This window comes from Herbaspirillum huttiense (genome assembly GCF_047300815.1).
Classification (GTDB): Bacteria; Pseudomonadota; Gammaproteobacteria; order Burkholderiales; family Burkholderiaceae_D; genus Herbaspirillum; species Herbaspirillum huttiense_A.
The window spans coordinates 1913447-1930832 of record NZ_CP178608.1; the positions used below are offsets into that span (position 1 = coordinate 1913447).

Here is a 17386-nt window from a genome sequence, read left to right on the forward strand (position 1 = left end):
GGGAATATCCAATAACCGCGCAGTACTGATGCGCATGGATGGCCAACGATATGCTGTTAAGTCAAGAAGCCCTTAAGAAAATCGATCGCGAACTCGCGAAATACCCGGCGGACCAGCGCCAGTCTGCGGTCATGTCCGCGCTGCGCATCGCCCAGGTGGAACATGGCTGGTTGCCGGCCGAGCTGCAGCAGGAAATTGCCGACTACATCGGCATGCCCGCCGTGGCCGTGCAGGAAGTCGCGACCTTCTACAACATGTTCAACACCAGCCCGGTGGGCAAGCACAAGATCACCGTGTGCACCAACCTGCCGTGTCTGCTGTCGGGTGGCGAGCGTGCTGCCCATCACCTGAAGCACAAGCTGGGCATCGATTATCGCGAAACCACGGCCGACGGCCAGTTCACGCTGATGGAAGGCGAATGCATGGGCGCTTGCGGCGACGCACCGGTCATGCTGGTCAACAACCATCAAATGTGCAGCTGGATGTCCAACGAAAAGATCGACGCGCTGCTGGAGGAACTGAAGAAATGACCTGCCTGCACGACCGCCACATCAAACCGCTGATCCTCGCCGACCTGAACGGCGAGAACTGGCATCTCGAGGATTACGTCAAGCGCGGCGGCTACGATTCGCTCAAGCGCATCCTCAACGAGAAGATCACTCCGGAACAAGTCATCGCCGACCTCAAGGCCTCGGGCCTGCGTGGCCGCGGCGGTGCGGGTTTCCCGACCGGCCTGAAGTGGAGCTTCATGCCGCGCCAGTTCCCGGGCCAGAAATACCTCGTCTGCAATACAGATGAAGGTGAGCCGGGCACTTTCAAGGACCGTGACATCATTCGTTACAATCCGCACGCGCTGATCGAAGGCATGATCATCGGCGGCTACGCGATGGGCATCACCGTCGGCTACAACTACATCCACGGTGAAATCTTCGCCGAGTACGAGCGTTTCGAAGAAGCCCTGGAAGAAGCCCGTGCGGCCGGCTTGCTGGGTGACAACATCCTCGGTACCGGTTTCAGCTTCCAGCTGCATGCGCACCATGGTTACGGTGCCTACATCTGCGGCGAAGAAACTGCGCTGCTGGAGTCGCTGGAAGGCAAGAAGGGCCAGCCGCGCTTCAAGCCGCCGTTCCCGGCCAGCTTCGGCCTGTACGGCAAGCCGACCACCATCAACAACACCGAGACCTTTGCGGCCGTGCCCTTCATCTTCAAGGTGGGCCCGCAGGCCTACGCCGAGATGGGCAAGCCCAACAACGGCGGTACCAAGATCTTCTCGATCTCGGGCGACGTCGAGCGTCCGGGCAACTACGAGATCCCGCTGGGTACGCCGTTCTCCACCCTGCTGGAACTGGCGGGCGGCATGCGCGGCGGCAAGAAGATCAAGGCCGTCATCCCGGGCGGTTCGTCCGCACCGGTGATCCGTGGCGACGTCATGATGGACACCACCATGGACTACGACGCCATCGCCAAGGCCGGCTCGATGCTGGGTTCGGGCGCGGTGATCGTGATGGACGAGACGCGCTGCATGGTCAAGTCGCTGCTGCGCCTGTCCTACTTCTACTACGAAGAATCCTGCGGCCAGTGCACGCCGTGCCGCGAAGGCACCGGCTGGATGTACCGCATGGTGGAGCGTATCGAAAACGGTCACGGCAAGATGGAAGATCTGGACGTACTGAACTCGGTAGCCGACAACATCCAGGGCCGCACCATCTGTGCGCTCGGTGATGCAGCGGCGATGCCGGTACGCGCGTTCGTGAAGAATTTCCGCGAAGAGTTCGAATACCACATCGAGCACAAACACTGCCTGGTTCCGGCTTACATCTGAACAGGGCAGGGGATGCTGGCGGGATGCGATAAGCCTTCCGCCGGTATCGTTGGCAAAGAATATTTAGCTTGGGCAAACAGCCATGGTTGAAATCGAAATAGACGGCAAGAAGGTTGAAGTGCAAGAAGGCAGCATGGTCATGGACGCTGCCAACAAGATCGGCACGTACATCCCTCACTTCTGCTATCACAAGAAACTGTCCATCGCGGCCAACTGCCGCATGTGCTTAGTCGAGGTCGAAAAGGCCCCGAAGCCGCTGCCTGCCTGCGCCACGCCGGTCAACAACGGCATGATCGTGCGCACCGCCAGCGACAAGGCCGTCAAGGCCCAGAAGGGCGTGATGGAATTCCTCCTGATCAACCACCCGCTGGATTGCCCCATCTGCGACCAGGGCGGTGAGTGCCAGCTGCAGGATCTGGCCGTCGGTTACGGCGGTTCCTCCTCGCGCTACCAGGAAGAGAAGCGCGTCGTGGAGCCCAAGGACGTCGGTCCGCTGATCTCCATGAAGGAAATGAACCGCTGCATCCACTGCACCCGCTGCGTGCGCTTCGGCCAGGAAGTGGCCGGCGTGATGGAGCTGGGCATGCTGGGCCGCGGTGAACATTCCGAGATCACCACCTTCGTCGGCAAGACCGTGGACTCCGAACTGTCGGGCAACATGATCGACCTGTGCCCGGTCGGTGCGCTGACCTCCAAGCCGTTCCGCTACAGCGCCCGTACCTGGGAACTGTCGCGCCGCAAGTCGGTGAGCCCGCACGACAGCGTTGGCGCCAACCTGATCGTCCAGGTCAAGAATGGCAAGGTCATGCGCGTGCTGCCCTTCGAAAACGAAGAAGTCAACGAGTGCTGGATCTCCGACAAGGACCGTTTCGCTTATGAAGCGCTGGACAGCGAACAACGCCTGACCAAGCCGATGTTGAAGCAGGACGGCAAGTGGCAGGAAGTGGACTGGCAGACCGCGCTGGAATACGTCGCCCACGGTCTGCGCAATATCCGTCACGAACACGGTGCTGATTCCATCGCCGCGCTGGCTACCCCGTATTCCACGCTGGAAGAGCTGAGCCTGCTGCAGAAGCTGGTGCGCGGTGTCGGTTCGGACAACGTCGACTTCCGCCTGCGTCAGTCCGACTTCGGCCTGGATGGCCAGATCAAGCCGTGGCTGGGCATGTCCATCGTCGAATTCTCTCAGCTGAACCGCGTCTTCGTGATCGGTTCCTTCCTGCGCAAGGATCACCCGCTGCTGTCGGCCCGCCTGCGCCAGTCCGCCAAGAGTGGTGCCAAGGTCAGCGTGCTGCACGCCACCGACGACGATCTGCTCATGCCGATCGCCAACAAGATCATCGCCGCGCCTTCGGCATGGCTGTCCGCCCTGGCCGAAGTGGCCGTGGCCGTGGCTGAAGCCAAGGGTGTGGCTGCCCCCGCCGCCTACGCTGGCGTGGTGGCATCGGATGCTGCCCGCGCGACCGCCGCCAGCCTGCTGTCGGGCGAAGGCCGTGGCATCTTCCTGGGCAACGCTGCCGTCCAGCATCCGCAAGCTGCGCAACTGCATGCTGCTGCACAGTGGATCGCCGAACAGACCGGTGCCAAGCTGGGCGTGCTCACCGATGGCGGCAACGCCGTGGGCGGCTACCTGGCCAACGCCGTGCCGACCCCGGGCAAGGGTGCCAACGCTGCTGCCGTGTTCGCACAGCCGCGCAAGGCTTACCTGCTGCTGAACGCCGAGCCGGAACTGGACAGCTACGATCCGCAAGCGGCCCGTGCCGCCCTGGGCCAGGCCGAGATGGTCGTGGTGATGTCGGCCTACCAGCACGGTGCTGACTACGCCGACGTGCTGCTGCCGATCGCACCCTTCACCGAAACCGCCGGTACCTTCGTCAATGCCGAAGGCCGTGCGCAAAGCTTCAACGGTACCGTCAAGCCGGCCGGCGATGCGCGTCCGGGCTGGAAGGTCCTGCGCGTGCTGGGCAACCTGCTGGAACTGGAAAACTTCGATTACGAAACCGCCGAATCCATCCGCGACGAGCTGCTGGGCAAGGAAACCGACCTGTCGGCGCGCCTGAACAACATCGCCAGCGTGCAAGCGCAGGCTGTGCAAGCTGCCGCCGGTGGCGTCGAGCGTGTGGCCGATGTGCCCATCTACTTCGCCGACGCCATCGCACGCCGTTCGCCGCCGCTCTTGGAAACCCGCGACGGCCAGGCTCCGAAGGCATGGCTGTCGGCTACCCTGGCTGCCAAGCTGGGCGTGGCTGAAGGCGACAAGGTCAATGTCAAGCAAGGTTCGGGCAGCGCTGCGCTGACCGCAGCCATCGATAAGAAACTGCCGGAAAACGTGGTTCGCGTCGCTGCTGCGCACGCCTCCACCGCTGCACTGGGCGGCATGTTTGGCGCAATCGTCGTGGAGAAAGCGTAAAAATGGATCACCTGATCGCCCAAATCAATACGGTAGGCCCGGCCTACCTGGGTCCGACCCTGTTCACCCTGGTGTGGACCCTGGTCAAGATCCTGGTGGTGATGGTGCCGCTGCTGGTGAGCGTGGCCTACATGACCTACTGGGAGCGCAAGCTGATCGGCTGGATGCACGTGCGTCTGGGCCCCAACCGCGTGGGTCCTGCTGGTCTGTTGCAGCCCATCGCTGACGCCGTCAAGCTGATCTTCAAGGAAATCTCGACCCCGTCCAAGGCCAACAAGGCACTGTTCTACCTGGCACCGGTGATGACCATCATGCCGGCGCTGGCCGCCTGGGCTGTGGTGCCGTTCTCGCCGGAACACGTGCTGGCCAACGTCAACGCCGGCCTCTTGTACCTGATGGCCATTACCTCGATGGAAGTCTACGGCATCATCATCGCCGGCTGGGCTTCGAACTCGAAGTATGCCTTCCTGGGTGCGATGCGCGCTTCGGCACAGATGGTGTCCTACGAAATCTCCATGGGCTTCTGCCTGGTGGTGGTGCTGATGGTGTCGGGCAGCCTGAACATGACCGATATCGTCATGGGTCAGACCCAGGGTCACTTCGCCTCCATGGGCCTGAACTTCCTGTCGTGGAACTGGTTGCCTCTGCTGCCGGTTTTCGTCATCTACTTCGTCTCCGGCGTGGCCGAGACCAACCGCCACCCGTTCGACGTCGTGGAAGGTGAATCCGAAATCGTGGCCGGTCACATGATCGAATACTCGGGCATGTCCTTCGCCATGTTCTTCCTGGCCGAATACGCCGCGATGATCCTGATCTCGATCCTGACCGCACTGCTGTTCTTCGGCGGCTGGTCGGCTCCGGTGTCCGCGCTGGACTTCATCCCGGGCTGGATCTGGCTGGGCTTGAAGACCTTCTTCTTCCTGTCGCTGTACGTGTGGATCCGCGCATCGTTCCCGCGCTACCGCTATGACCAGATCATGCGTCTGGGCTGGAAAGTGTTCATCCCGCTGACCCTGGTCTGGCTGGTGGTCGTGGCGATCTGGATCCAGTCGCCCTGGAATATCTGGAAATAAGTTGGAAGGCTGAGGCTAAAAATGGAAGCTATTAAGGATTTTTTCGGCAGCCTGATGCTCCGCGAACTGTTCAAGGGCCTGGCCCTGACCGGTCGCTACCTGTTCAAGCGCAAGATCACCGTGCAGTTCCCCGAGGAAAAGACGCCGATGTCCCCGCGTTTCCGCGGCCTGCATGCGCTGCGCCGTTATCCCAACGGTGAAGAACGCTGCATCGCCTGCAAGCTGTGTGAAGCGGTCTGCCCGGCGATGGCCATCACCATCGAATCCGAGCAGCGTGAGGACGGTACCCGTCGCACCAGCCGCTACGACATCGACCTGACCAAGTGCATCTTCTGCGGTTTCTGCGAAGAGTCCTGCCCGGTCGATTCGATCGTCGAAACGCACATCCTGGAATACCACGGTGAAAAGCGGGGCGACCTGTACTACACCAAGGAAATGCTGCTGGCAGTGGGCGACCGTTACGAAAACGAAATCGCCGCTGCACGTGCGGCCGACGCCGCCTACCGTTGATCGGTGCTGCCGGGTGGCCCTGCGAAATACGGGGCGGCCGGGCAGGGTGGTGCAGGGCTTGCGGCAAGGTGTCGGATGTATTGCGATGGGGTGGCCTGTTGTGCGGTCCCCGTGCTGATTGAATGAACCAACTTCTGGTTGATTATGGAATTTAAAACTGTCTTGTTCTACGTGTTCGCGGTGCTGGTGGTAATCGCCGCCGTTCGCGTCATCACGGCCCGCAACCCGGTGCATGCGGCGTTGTTCCTGGTGCTGTCCTTCTTCTCGGCAGCGGGCCTCTGGATGCTGCTCAAGGCCGAGTTCCTGGCCATCGTGCTGGTGCTGGTCTATGTCGGCGCGGTGATGGTGCTGTTCCTGTTCGTGGTGATGATGCTCGATATCAACATGGACAAGCTGCGCGAAGGATTCTGGGGCTACTTCCCGCTGGCGGCCACCATCGGCGTGATCATCGTGCTGGAAATGGCAGCCGTGCTGCTCAACAGCTTCTGGGTCTACGAGTCGCAGGTGCCGGCCGTCTCCGATACGCTGGGCCAGACCAAGCCGCTGGGCAAGCTGATCTTCACCGAATACGTCTACGCCTTTGAAATCGCGGCCGTGATCCTGCTGGTGGCCATCGTCGCCGCCGTGGCACTGACTTTGCGCAAACGCAAGGACAGCAAGTACTTCGATCCGGCCCAGGCCGTCAAGGTCAAGGCATCGGACCGCGTGCGCCTGGTCAGCATGAAGGCCGAATCCACCCGCAATGCACCCGCAGCCGACGCTGCGGCTGCAGCGGCCGACAAGCCGGCCGCCGGTCAACAACCTTAAGAAGGGCGAACAAGAATCATGGCAATCACGCTCTCTCACTACCTGATCATCGGCGCGATCCTGTTCGCGATCTCGATCGTCGGCATTTTCCTGAACCGCAAGAACGTCATCGTCCTGCTGATGGCCATCGAACTGATGCTGCTTGCGGTCAACATGAACTTCATTGCTTTCTCGCATTACCTCGGTGACGCGGGCGGACAGATCTTCGTGTTCTTCATCCTGACCGTGGCTGCGGCTGAGTCCGCCATCGGTCTGGCGATTCTGGTGGTGCTGTTCCGTAACCTGGATACCATCAACGTGGAAGACCTCGACAGCCTCAAGGGCTGAGTCGGCATCCGCAGCGTCCTGTTTTTGCGTTCTGGTTTGAATTTCATTTAAAGATGGGAGGCCCCCTTGCAGCAGCGCTGCGGGCGGGGCAGCCAATAAGCGATAAGGTTCATCATGGCTGGGCAACTTAACCCACATCTTCTTCTTGCAGTACCCCTGGCCCCGCTGGCAGGCTCGGCCATCGCCGGTCTGCTGGGTACCAAATTCTTCGGCAACGTGGTTGGCCGCAAGGTGTCGCATACCGCGACCATCCTGGGCGTGCTGATTGCCGCCATCATCTCCATCCAGACCCTGCTCGCAGTGCTGGACGGCGCCACCTACAACGGTACGCTGTACAACTGGATGACGGTGGCCGGCCTCAAGCTGGAGATCGGCTTTATGGTCGACAGCCTGACGGCGATGATGATGTGCGTGGTGACTTTCGTGTCCCTGATGGTGCACATCTACACCATCGGCTACATGGCCGAAGATGAAGGCTACAACCGCTTCTTCTCCTACATCTCGCTGTTCACGTTCTCCATGCTCATGCTGGTCATGAGCAACAACTTCCTGCAGCTGTTCTTCGGCTGGGAAGCGGTGGGTCTGGTGTCCTACCTGCTGATCGGTTTCTGGTACACCCGCCCGACCGCCATCAAGGCCAACATGAAGGCCTTCCTGGTCAACCGCGTGGGTGACTTCGGCTTCATCCTGGGTATCGGCCTGCTGCTGGCCTACGCCGGTTCGATGAACTACACCGAAGTCTTCGACAAGCGCGCCGAGCTGGCCCAGCTGACCCTGCCGGGTACTGACTGGATGCTGCTGACCGTGGCGTGTATCTGCCTGTTCGTGGGCGCCATGGGCAAGTCGGCCCAGTTCCCGCTGCACGTCTGGCTGCCGGACTCGATGGAAGGCCCGACCCCGATTTCCGCGCTGATTCACGCCGCCACCATGGTGACGGCCGGTATCTTCATGGTCACCCGCATGTCGCCGCTGTTCGAACTGTCCGACACGGCGCTGTCCTTCATCCTGGTGATCGGTGCCATCACGGCGCTGTTCATGGGCTTTCTGGGCACCATGCAGAACGACATCAAACGCGTGGTGGCTTACTCCACGCTGTCGCAGCTGGGTTACATGACCGTCGCACTGGGTGCGTCGGCCTACTCGGTGGCCGTGTTCCACCTGATGACCCACGCCTTCTTCAAGGCACTGCTGTTCCTGGGTGCCGGTTCGGTCATCATCGGCATGCACCACGATCAAGATATGCGCAACATGGGCGGCCTGCGCAAGTACATGCCCATCACCTGGATCACTTCGCTGCTGGGTTCGCTGGCGCTGATCGGCACCCCGTTCTTCTCGGGCTTCTACTCCAAGGATTCGATCATCGAAGCCGCGGCCGAGTCGCACCTGGCCGGTTCGGGCTTCGCGTATTTCGCCGTGCTGGCCAGCGTCTTCGTGACGGCCTTCTACTCCTTCCGCATGTATTTCATGGTCTTCCATGGCAAGGAGCGCTTCGGCCAGGCGCACGGCCATGATGATCACCACGCCCCGGCTGCGGCCCACGGCGTGCATGACGATCATGCGCACGATGCCCACGACGATCACGGCCACGATGAGCACCACGGCCTGGCGCCGGGTCAGAAGCCGCACGAGTCGCCGCTGGTGGTGACCCTGCCGCTGATCCTGCTGGCCATTCCCTCGGTCATCGTCGGTTTCTTCGCGATTTCGCCGATGCTGTATGGCGACTTCTTCAAGGGCGTGATCTTCTTCGGTGAAAACCACAAGGTCATGGAAGAACTGGCCCACGAATACCACGGCCCGGTGGCCATGGTGCTGCACGCCTTCACCAGCGCGCCGCTGTGGCTGGCCATCGCCGGTGTGGTCGTGGCGTACTACTGCTACATGATCAATCCGCGCGTGCCGGCCTGGTTCAAGGAAAAGTTCAGCATCATCTACACCATCCTGGACAACAAGTACTACATGGACAAGTTCAACGAAGTGGTCTTCGCCGGCGGTGCCCGCCTGCTGGGCAGCGGACTGTCCACCGTGGGCGACCGTGGCATCATCGACGGCCTGTTCGTCAACGGCAGCGCCAAGGTCGTCGGCTGGTTCTCGAAATTCACGCGTCTCTGGCAGTCCGGTTACATCTATCACTATGCGTTCGTGATGATCATCGGGGTGCTGGGTTTCCTGGTGTGGTTCATGCCGTTCCCGTTCGCCAAATAAGCTGTCCGAGTAAATAACAACCATGATGCAGTCAACATTTCCCATCTTGAGCCTCGCGATCTGGGTACCGATCGTCTTCGGCATCCTCGTCCTGGCACTGGGCCGCGACAGCAATCCGGGCCTGACCCGCTGGCTGGCGCTGTTCGGGTCGCTGGTCGGCCTGGTCGTTACTTTCCCGCTGATCCAGCACTTCGATCCGCTGGCGCACGGTTACCAGTTCGTCGAAAAGACGCCTTGGATCGACCGCTTCAGCATCAGCTACTTCCTGGGCCTGGACGGCATCTCGCTGTGGTTCGTGCCGCTGACCGCCTTCATCACGGTCATCGTGGTGCTGGCCGGCTGGGTGGTGATCCAGAAGCGCGTGGCCCAGTACATGGGTGCCTTCCTGATCCTCTCCGGCATCATGATCGGCGTGTTCTCTTCGCTGGATGCGATGCTGTTCTACGCCTTCTTCGAAGCGACCCTGATCCCGATGTTCATCATCGTGGGTGTCTGGGGCGGCGACAACCGCGTGTATGCAGCCCTCAAGCTGTTCCTGTACACGCTCTTGGGTTCGCTGCTGATGCTCATCGCCCTGATCTACCTGTACTACGTGTCGGGCGGCAGCTTCGAGATCCCGACCTGGCACCAGGTGCCGCTGTCGATGATGGAACAGAAGATCCTGTTCTTCGCCTTCCTGGCTGCCTTCGCCGTGAAGGTGCCGATGTGGCCGGTGCATACCTGGCTGCCTGACGCCCACGTGCAGGCACCGACCGGTGGCTCCATCGTGCTGGCTGCGATCATGCTGAAGCTGGGTGCCTACGGTTTCCTGCGCTTCTCGCTGCCGATCCTGCCGGACGCCAGCCATGCGCTGTCGGGTTTCATGATCTTCCTGTCGCTGGTGGCCGTGATCTACATCGGTCTGGTGGCCCTGGTCCAGCAGGATATGAAGAAACTGGTGGCCTACTCGTCGATCGCCCACATGGGCTTCGTCACCCTGGGCTTCTTCATGTTCAACGACATGGCCGTGCAGGGCGGTATCGTGCAGATGATCTCGCACGGTTTCGTCTCCGGCGCGATGTTCATGTGTATCGGCGTGCTGTATGACCAGATGCACACCCGTGAGATTGCCCAGTACGGCGGTGTGGTCAACAAGATGCCGCGCTTCGCCTTCTTCTTCATCCTGTTCTCGCTGGCCAACTGCGGCCTGCCGGCCACTTCCGGTTTCGTCGGCGAATTCATGGTGATCCTGGGTGCAGTGAAGTTCAATTTCTGGATTGGCCTGTTGGCAGCCACCGCCCTGATCTGGGGTGCAGCCTACTCGCTGTGGCTGGCCAAGCGCGTCATCTTCGGCGCCGTGACCAACCATCATGTGGCCGAACTGGTCGATTTGAATGGCCGCGAGTTCTTGATCCTGGGCCTGCTGGCGATCGCTACCCTGGTCATGGGTATCTATCCGGGCATCATCACCGACAGCATTCAGACCTCGGTGACCGACCTGCTGAAGCACGTGGCGGTCTCCAAGATCAACTGATCTGCGCAGAAGTGAAGGGCGGGGCGCTCGCGTCCCGCTGACAACCAAGCTGGGCAACAACGAGTAACGAGACGAGCCGGTGTGGCATTGCCGGTCGGGCGGCGCGATCAAGGTCGCGACACAAGCGGGCGTACACAAGCGGTAGTAACTAAATGAATAACATGAATCTGATCCCTGTCTATCCGGAAATATTTCTGCTGATCGCGACTTCCGCGATCCTGCTGATCGATATGTTCCTGCCGGAAAGCAAGCGCGTCATCACCTATCTACTGTCCCTGGCAGCGCTGGTGGTGTGTGCGGTACTGACCTTTGCCGACCTCAATACGGGCGCTACGGTCTACACGTTCAACAACATGTTCGTGTCCGATCCGCTGGCCAACCTGTTGAAGCTGTTCACCTACCTGGGGGTGGGCGTCACGCTGATCTACTCGCGCCAGTACAACACGGCTCGCGGCATCACCGGTGGTCCGTTGGGCGGCGAATACTACGCCCTGGCGCTGTTCGCGCTGTTGGGCCAGATGGTCATGATCTCCGGCAACAGCTTCCTGTCCATCTACCTGGGCCTGGAACTGATGTCGCTGTCGCTGTATGCCCTGGTGGCCCTGCGCCGTGACCACGCCGCTTCCACCGAAGCCGGCATGAAGTACTTCATCCTGGGTGCACTGGCCTCCGGCTTCCTGCTGTACGGCATGTCGATGCTGTACGGCGCGACCGGTGGTGCCCTGGAACTGAACGAAGTCTTCCGCGCCATCGTCTCCGGCACCGTTGACCGCACCCCGCTGGTGTTCGGCATCGTGTTCGTGGTGGCTGGCCTGGCCTTCAAGCTGGGTGCGGTGCCCTTCCACATGTGGGTGCCTGACGTCTACCAAGGTTCGCCCACCCCGGTGACCCTGCTGCTGGGTGCCGCACCGAAGCTGGCGACCTTCGCCATCACCTTCCGTCTGCTGGTCGAAGGCATGCTGCCGCTGGCCGTGGACTGGCAGCAGATGCTGATGGTGCTGGCCGTGCTGTCCATCATCCTGGGCAACGTCACCGCCATCGCACAGACCAACATCAAGCGCATGCTGGCCTACTCGACCATCTCGCACATGGGCTTCATGCTCTTGGGCATGATGTCGGGCGTGGTCGACGGCAACCTGTTCTCGGCCGTCAACGCCTACAGCTCTTCGCTGTTCTACGCGGTGACCTACGTGATCACCACCCTGGGTTCCTTCGGCGTCATCATCCTGCTGTCGCGCTCGGGCTTCGAAGCCGACACCCTCGACGACTTCAAGGGCCTGAACCAGCGCAGCCCGTGGTTCGCGGCCGTGATGATGATCATGATGTTCTCGCTGGCCGGTATCCCCCCGCTGGTGGGCTTCTACGCCAAGCTGTCGGTGCTGCAGGCCGCCATGGCTACTGGCCAGATCTGGTTGCCGGTGCTGGCCGTGGTCTTCTCGCTGATCGGTGCCTTCTACTACATCCGTGTGGTCAAGGTGATGTACTTTGATGAGCCCACCGACACCAACAAGATCGTCGCCACGCCGGAAATGCGTGTCGTGCTGAGCTTGAACGGTATTGCCGCCCTGGCCGTGGGCCTGTGGCCGGGTCACCTGATGGATGCCTGCACCAATGCCATCGTCAGCACCCTGGCGACCTTCCTCAGCAAGGTTGTGGCATAAGGAAACAGGGGAATGAACGTTTCCCTGTTCAGCTGGATCGTCATGCTGTTGGCCGCCCTGGCGGCCAATTTGCCTTTCTTCAACCAGCAATTGTTCGGCCTGATTCCGCTCAGCAAGGACGCCGCCTGGATCAAGCCGATCTGGCTGCGCCTGCTGGAATTGGTGGTGCTGTATTTCGTCGTCGGTGTGGTCGCCCATCTGCTGGAAGCGGGCATCGGCAACGTCTTCACTCAGGGTTGGGAATTCTATGCCATCACCGGCTGTCTGTTCCTGGTGCTGGCTTACCCCGGCTACGTGATGCGCTACCTGCGCAAGCAGCACGCCTGAAGCAGCCTGGATGAGGCGTCGGTCACGGACCGGCGCCTTTTTTATTGGGCGCGAGCTGCAGGCGCAGCCATTGGTTTTTTCCTCACCCCCTCACTCCCTCGCTCAAATCATGGACGCCCATCTCAAAGAGACGCAGAAAGACAGCCGCCAGGTCTACGACGGCCATTTCCTCAAGGTCCAGAAGGACACCATCGTGCTCCCGGACGGCAAGGAAAGCACCCGTGAATACATCAAGCATCCTGGCGCCGTGGCGGTGTTGCCACTGTTCGATGACGGCAGCGTGCTCATGGAGCGCCAGTTCCGTTATCCGCTGGACCGCGTCTTCATCGAATTCCCGGCCGGGAAGATCGATCCGGGCGAAGATACGCTGGACTGCGCCAAGCGTGAACTGAAGGAAGAGACCGGTTACACCGCCACCGAATGGCAGTACGTGTGCACCATTCACAATGCCATCGCCTACTCGGACGAACACCTGGTGCTGTATCTGGCGCGTGGTTTGAAAGAGGGCGAGCGTGAATTGGATGAAGGTGAATTCCTCGACATCTACAAGGCCCCGCTGGCCGAGCTGCTGGAACAGGTGCGCAATGGCCAGATCACCGATGTGAAGACCGTGATCGGCATGTTCTGGTTGGAAAAGATCGTCAATAGCAGCTGGACGCCGCCGGAACGCCCGGCCGGCATCTGAGACCGACGCTGACTCAATGAAAAAGCCGCATCCCGACAAGGATGCGGCTTTTGTTTTCTGCGGGATAGGGCAGGGCGCTTACATGCCCGAGTAGTTGGGCCCGCCGCCGCCTTCCGGGGTGACCCACACGATGTTCTGGGTCGGGTCCTTGATGTCGCAGGTCTTGCAGTGCACGCAGTTCTGCGCGTTGATCTGCAGGCGATCGGAATTGTCCTCGTTCTTCACGAATTCATAGACGCCTGCCGGGCAGTAGCGTGATTCAGGACCGGCGTACTTGGCCAGGTTCACTTGCACCGGAACGTTCTTGTCCTTCAACGTCAGGTGCGCGGGCTGGTCTTCACCGTGGTTGGTATTGGAGATGAAGACTGAAGACAGGCGGTCGAAGGTCAGCTTGCCATCCGGCTTCGGGTAGGCGATCGGCGCGAAGTCAGATGCCGGGCGCAGGCACTCGTGGTCGGCGTGGGTATGGCGCAGGGTCCACGGCGCCTTGCCACCGAAGAGCACCTGGTCGATACCGACCAGCAGGGTGCCGGTGATCAATCCCTTGCTCATCGAGGGCTTGAAGTTGCGCGCCTTGTGCAGTTCTTCCTTCAACCAGGAAGCCTCGAAGGCTGCCGGGTATGCCGCCAGCTCATCGGACTGGCGATTTTCGCCCAGCGCCGCGAAGGCGGCATCTGCGGCCAACATGCCGCTCTTGATGGCCGCGTGGCTGCCCTTGATGCGCGAAGCATTCAGGAAGCCCGCATCGCAACCGAGCAACGCGCCGCCGGGGAAGACCAGCTTGGGCAGCGACTGCACGCCACCGGCCGTGATGGCACGCGCCCCGTAGGAGATGCGCTTGCCGCCTTCGAAGAACTTGCGGATCTCCGGATGGGTTTTGTAGCGCTGGAATTCCTCGAAGGGCGAAAGATACGGATTCTGGTAGGCCAGGCCCACGACGTAGCCGACCGCGACCTGGTTGTTTTCCAGGTGATACAGGAAGGAGCCGCCATAGGTGTCATTGGCCAGCGGCCAGCCGGCGGTATGAACCACCAGGCCGGGCTGGTGTACCTCCGGCTTCACTTCCCACAGTTCCTTGATGCCGATGGCATAGGTCTGTGGATCACGGCCGGCGTCGAGCTTGTACTTGGCGATGAGCTGCTTGCCCAGGTGGCCGCGCGCGCCTTCGGCGAAGAAGGTGTATTTCGCGTGCAGTTCCATGCCCAGCTGGAAGTCCCCGGTCGGTTCTCCTTCCTTGTTGATGCCGAGGTTGCCGGTGGCTACGCCCTTGACCGAGCCATCCTCGTGATACAGCACTTCCGCCGCCGGAAAGCCCGGGAAGATCTCCACGCCCAGCGCCTCGGCCTGCTGGCCCAGCCAGCGGGTGACGTTGGACAGAGAAATCACGTAGTTGCCATGGTTCTGGAAGCAGGTCGGCAGCAGCCAGTTGGGGGTCTTGTAGGCCTTGCTCTCGGAGAGGAACAGGAAACGGTCTTCAGTCACCGGCGTGTTCAGGGGTGCACCTTGTTCCTTCCAGTCGGGGATCAGTTCGGTCAGTGCACGCGGGTCCATCACCGCGCCGGAAAGAATGTGGGCGCCGACTTCGCTGCCTTTTTCCAGCACGCAGACCGAGACTTCCCGGTTCTGTTGCGCAGCCAGCTGCTTGAGGCGAATCGCCGCCGCCAGGCCAGCAGGGCCGCCGCCGATGATGACGACGTCATATTCCATCGATTCGCGAGGGCCGTATTGTGCGAGCAAGTCTTGAGAAGAAGTCATGGGTGTCCCGTGTTATGTGAACTGCCTGTTTTTCGAACGATCGTGCTATTGTTAAGTATTTTTCGAAGGAACGCTAGAGGGAATGGCGATTTAGCAGCCTTTTTATTCAGCTTCCTTCGTTCATGTCTGAAACAATGCACGCAAACCGTCGCCCGCGCCGGCGTGGATCGGCTCGTGGCGCCAACGCGGACGGTTTTCCGCAAGTGCCGTATTTTATGGGATTTTCTGGGCTGGTCTCATGCCGTATTCGGTGGATGTCATTACCCCCGCTCATGATCCCTGCAACCATTGAATTGTTGCGCGCAGGCTGCATGACCCATTAATGACGCAGGAAAAGCGACAGCACGCGGGTCGTAGCTGCGTCGCAAATGCGACAGGGCAGACCTGTTGCGCATGAAAAAAATTACATTCATTGATGAATCAAACCGGGAAAGGACCCACGATGAGCAGTCACGAAGCCACCGCCAGCAAGCCCCTGTACGTCTCGCAGCAACGCATCCGCTGGGGCGACATGGACGCCTTCGGCCACGTCAACAACACGCTCTATTTCCGTTTCATGGAGCAATGCCGCATCGAGTGGCTCGAAGAGGTGTTCGGCCCCACCGTCGCAGGCGAGGAGGGCCCGGTGATCGTCAATGCGCACTGCAATTTCCGCCGCCAGATGAAGTATCCCGCCAGCATCCTGGTGCAGATGGGCGCGGGGCACCTGGGGCGCACGAGTGTGGAAACTACGTATGTCATCCGCGACGCTGCCGATGAACAGATCATTTATGCTGACGGTGCCGCAAAAATCGTCTGGGTCGATTTCAAGAAAGAGAAATCCACTGCATTGCCTGAGAAGCTGCGACAGCTCCTGACAAGCCTGTAAGTTTGGCGCAAGGAAACTGGGACAGAATCGGCCCGACACTCCCGCAAGGATTCGCCACAGAGCGGAGGGGGAGCGGAGAATTCGTTCACACGGAGCGGGTTCCAAAAGCGCTATGCCCGCTCGCGTGCTAGCCAACAATTACATTCTGGAGGATGACATGAGCTACAAGACCCAAGCCTTTGTTGCTGCTGCCCTGATGAGCCTGGCGCTCACTTCGCAGGCTGCGGATCCGATCAAGATCGGCGTTTCCGGCCCTTACACCGGTGGCTCTGCCCCGATGGGCGTGTCCATGCGTGATGGCGTCAAGCTTGCCGTGGCCGAGATCAATGCGGCCGGCGGCGTGCTGGGCCGCCAGATCCAGCTGGTCGAGCGCGATGATGAGGCCAAGAACGAACGCGGCGTGCAGATCGCCCAGGAACTGATCAACAAGGAAAAGGTGGTCGCCACCGTCGGCTTCATCAACACCGGCGTGGCCCTGGCCTCGCAGCGCTTCTACCAGGAAGCCAAGATCCCGGTGATCAACAACGTGGCCACCGGCACCGTGATCACCAAGCAGTTCGAGAAGGAAAAGGACAACTACATCTTCCGCACCTCGGCCGCCGACAAGATCCAGGCCAAGATGATCGCCGATGAAGCGGTCGACAAGCAGAAGTTCACCAAGGTCGCCATCCTGGCCGACTCCACCAACTACGGCCAGCTCGGCCGTGAAGACCTGGAAAAGGTGCTGGCCGACAAGAAGGTCACCCCGGTGGCGGTCGAAAAGTACAACATCAAGGACGTGGACATGACGGCCCAGCTGCTCAAGTCCAAGCAGGGCGGCGCACAAGCCGTGCTGACCTACGGTATCGGCCCGGAACTGGCGCAGATCGCCAACGGCATGGAAAAGCTGAACTGGCAGGTGCCCATCATCGGCAGCTGGCCGCTGTCGATGGGCAACTTCATCGACAACTCCGGCAAGAACGGCAACGGTGCCCGCATGCCGCAAACCTTCATCCAGGACGGCAACAACCCGAAGCGCAAGGCCTTCATCGAGGCTTACCAGAAAGCCTACAAGGTTGACCGCATGCCTTCGGCCGTCTCGGCTGCCCAGGGCTACGACTCGATCATGCTGCTGGCTGCTGCCATCAAGCAGGCCGGCACCACCGATGGCGACAAGGTCCGTGCTGCACTGGAAAACCTCAACACCAAGGTTGAAGGCGTGGTCACCACTTATGACAAGCCGTTCACCCATGACGATCACGAAGCCATCAAGCCTGGCATGGTCGTGATGGGCGAGGTCAAGAACGGCCGCGTCATCCTCGGCAAATAAGAACCGACTCGCTTCACTTCACGTAACGCAGTCGAAGAGGCCAGTCCTTGCGATCCGGGGGCTGGCCTTTTTCACACGATCTGTTGACGAATTTCTAACGGCGCCGGGGGCGGTCGC

The 17386-nt window shown here is 60.7% G+C and carries 15 protein-coding genes; 14 read left to right on the top strand and 1 reads right to left on the bottom strand.

Features of this window, described 5'->3' with window-relative positions; translation table 11 throughout:
• Positions 1–38 precede the first annotated feature (38 nt).
• The 12 genes from nuoE (at position 39) to ACLRDN_RS08800 (ending at position 13337) form a co-directional block, all read left to right on the top strand.
• On the top strand, positions 39–530 hold the full coding sequence (gene nuoE, locus ACLRDN_RS08745) for an NADH-quinone oxidoreductase subunit NuoE (protein WP_006712943.1): 492 nt from the start codon (positions 39–41) through the stop codon (positions 528–530).
• Positions 527–1822, top strand: coding sequence for an NADH-quinone oxidoreductase subunit NuoF (gene nuoF, locus ACLRDN_RS08750; RefSeq protein WP_413459810.1), 1296 nt, complete (start codon positions 527–529; stop codon positions 1820–1822). The genes nuoE and nuoF overlap by 4 nt, the downstream gene beginning before the upstream one ends.
• 82 nt (positions 1823–1904) lie before the next feature.
• Positions 1905–4232, top strand: coding sequence for an NADH-quinone oxidoreductase subunit NuoG (nuoG, locus tag ACLRDN_RS08755; protein WP_413459811.1), 2328 nt, complete (start codon positions 1905–1907; stop codon positions 4230–4232).
• A gap of 2 nt (positions 4233–4234) precedes the next feature.
• Complete coding sequence (gene nuoH, locus ACLRDN_RS08760) at positions 4235–5305, top strand: NADH-quinone oxidoreductase subunit NuoH (RefSeq protein ID WP_413459812.1); 1071 nt, start codon at positions 4235–4237, stop codon at positions 5303–5305.
• Positions 5306–5326: 21 nt separating this feature from the next.
• Positions 5327–5815 carry an NADH-quinone oxidoreductase subunit NuoI gene (nuoI, locus tag ACLRDN_RS08765; RefSeq protein WP_008327661.1) on the top strand — a complete coding sequence of 163 codons (489 nt, stop codon included), beginning with the start codon at positions 5327–5329 and terminating at the stop codon, positions 5813–5815.
• 144 nt (positions 5816–5959) lie between these two features.
• A complete protein-coding gene (locus ACLRDN_RS08770; protein WP_413459813.1) occupies positions 5960–6622 on the top strand; it encodes an NADH-quinone oxidoreductase subunit J in 663 nt (220 codons plus the stop codon).
• A gap of 18 nt (positions 6623–6640) precedes the next feature.
• Positions 6641–6949, top strand: a complete 309-nt coding sequence (gene nuoK / locus ACLRDN_RS08775; RefSeq protein WP_013233782.1) for an NADH-quinone oxidoreductase subunit NuoK — start codon at positions 6641–6643, stop codon at positions 6947–6949.
• Positions 6950–7063: 114 nt separating this feature from the next.
• Positions 7064–9151: an NADH-quinone oxidoreductase subunit L gene (gene nuoL / locus ACLRDN_RS08780; protein ID WP_413459814.1), complete on the top strand. Its 2088-nt coding sequence runs from the start codon at positions 7064–7066 to the stop codon at positions 9149–9151.
• Between the two features lie 22 nt (positions 9152–9173).
• Complete coding sequence (locus tag ACLRDN_RS08785; RefSeq protein ID WP_413459815.1) at positions 9174–10664, top strand: NADH-quinone oxidoreductase subunit M; 1491 nt, start codon at positions 9174–9176, stop codon at positions 10662–10664.
• Between the two features lie 152 nt (positions 10665–10816).
• The gene (nuoN, locus tag ACLRDN_RS08790; protein ID WP_413459816.1) at positions 10817–12325 is read left to right on the top strand and encodes an NADH-quinone oxidoreductase subunit NuoN; all 1509 of its coding nucleotides are present in this window, start codon (positions 10817–10819) and stop codon (positions 12323–12325) included.
• Positions 12326–12337: 12 nt separating this feature from the next.
• Positions 12338–12652 carry a DUF2818 family protein gene (locus ACLRDN_RS08795; RefSeq protein ID WP_413459817.1) on the top strand — a complete coding sequence of 105 codons (315 nt, stop codon included), beginning with the start codon at positions 12338–12340 and terminating at the stop codon, positions 12650–12652.
• A 109-nt stretch (positions 12653–12761) separates the two neighbouring features.
• Positions 12762–13337: an NUDIX domain-containing protein gene (locus ACLRDN_RS08800; RefSeq protein WP_413459818.1), complete on the top strand. Its 576-nt coding sequence runs from the start codon at positions 12762–12764 to the stop codon at positions 13335–13337.
• 78 nt (positions 13338–13415) lie between these two features.
• Here ACLRDN_RS08800 and ACLRDN_RS08805 read toward each other — a convergent pair whose 3' ends face one another.
• Positions 13416–15092 (bottom strand): electron transfer flavoprotein-ubiquinone oxidoreductase, encoded by a 1677-nt coding sequence (locus ACLRDN_RS08805; protein ID WP_413459819.1) that lies wholly within the window; start codon positions 15090–15092, stop codon positions 13416–13418.
• Between the two features lie 442 nt (positions 15093–15534).
• Between ACLRDN_RS08805 and ACLRDN_RS08810 the strand changes: the two genes are divergently transcribed.
• Positions 15535–15960, top strand: a complete 426-nt coding sequence (locus ACLRDN_RS08810; RefSeq protein WP_413459820.1) for an acyl-CoA thioesterase — start codon at positions 15535–15537, stop codon at positions 15958–15960.
• Between the two features lie 157 nt (positions 15961–16117).
• On the top strand, positions 16118–17269 hold the full coding sequence (locus ACLRDN_RS08815) for an ABC transporter substrate-binding protein (RefSeq protein ID WP_413459821.1): 1152 nt from the start codon (positions 16118–16120) through the stop codon (positions 17267–17269).
• The last annotated feature ends 117 nt before the right edge of the window (positions 17270–17386 follow it).

What these genes read in the sequence shown, in the direction of transcription:
- nuoE (WP_006712943.1), top strand. Translation starts at nt 39, where the DNA reads ATGGCCAACGATATGCTGTTAAGTCAAGAAGCCCTTAAGAAAATCGAT.
- nuoF (WP_413459810.1), top strand. Translation starts at nt 527, where the DNA reads ATGACCTGCCTGCACGACCGCCACATCAAACCGCTGATCCTCGCCGAC.
- nuoG (WP_413459811.1), top strand. Translation starts at nt 1,905, where the DNA reads ATGGTTGAAATCGAAATAGACGGCAAGAAGGTTGAAGTGCAAGAAGGC.
- nuoH (WP_413459812.1), top strand. Translation starts at nt 4,235, where the DNA reads ATGGATCACCTGATCGCCCAAATCAATACGGTAGGCCCGGCCTACCTG.
- nuoI (WP_008327661.1), top strand. Translation starts at nt 5,327, where the DNA reads ATGGAAGCTATTAAGGATTTTTTCGGCAGCCTGATGCTCCGCGAACTG.
- ACLRDN_RS08770 (WP_413459813.1), top strand. Translation starts at nt 5,960, where the DNA reads ATGGAATTTAAAACTGTCTTGTTCTACGTGTTCGCGGTGCTGGTGGTA.
- nuoK (WP_013233782.1), top strand. Translation starts at nt 6,641, where the DNA reads ATGGCAATCACGCTCTCTCACTACCTGATCATCGGCGCGATCCTGTTC.
- nuoL (WP_413459814.1), top strand. Translation starts at nt 7,064, where the DNA reads ATGGCTGGGCAACTTAACCCACATCTTCTTCTTGCAGTACCCCTGGCC.
- ACLRDN_RS08785 (WP_413459815.1), top strand. Translation starts at nt 9,174, where the DNA reads ATGATGCAGTCAACATTTCCCATCTTGAGCCTCGCGATCTGGGTACCG.
- nuoN (WP_413459816.1), top strand. Translation starts at nt 10,817, where the DNA reads ATGAATAACATGAATCTGATCCCTGTCTATCCGGAAATATTTCTGCTG.
- ACLRDN_RS08795 (WP_413459817.1), top strand. Translation starts at nt 12,338, where the DNA reads ATGAACGTTTCCCTGTTCAGCTGGATCGTCATGCTGTTGGCCGCCCTG.
- ACLRDN_RS08800 (WP_413459818.1), top strand. Translation starts at nt 12,762, where the DNA reads ATGGACGCCCATCTCAAAGAGACGCAGAAAGACAGCCGCCAGGTCTAC.
- ACLRDN_RS08805 (WP_413459819.1), bottom strand. Translation starts at nt 15,092, where the DNA reads ATGACTTCTTCTCAAGACTTGCTCGCACAATACGGCCCTCGCGAATCG.
- ACLRDN_RS08810 (WP_413459820.1), top strand. Translation starts at nt 15,535, where the DNA reads ATGAGCAGTCACGAAGCCACCGCCAGCAAGCCCCTGTACGTCTCGCAG.
- ACLRDN_RS08815 (WP_413459821.1), top strand. Translation starts at nt 16,118, where the DNA reads ATGAGCTACAAGACCCAAGCCTTTGTTGCTGCTGCCCTGATGAGCCTG.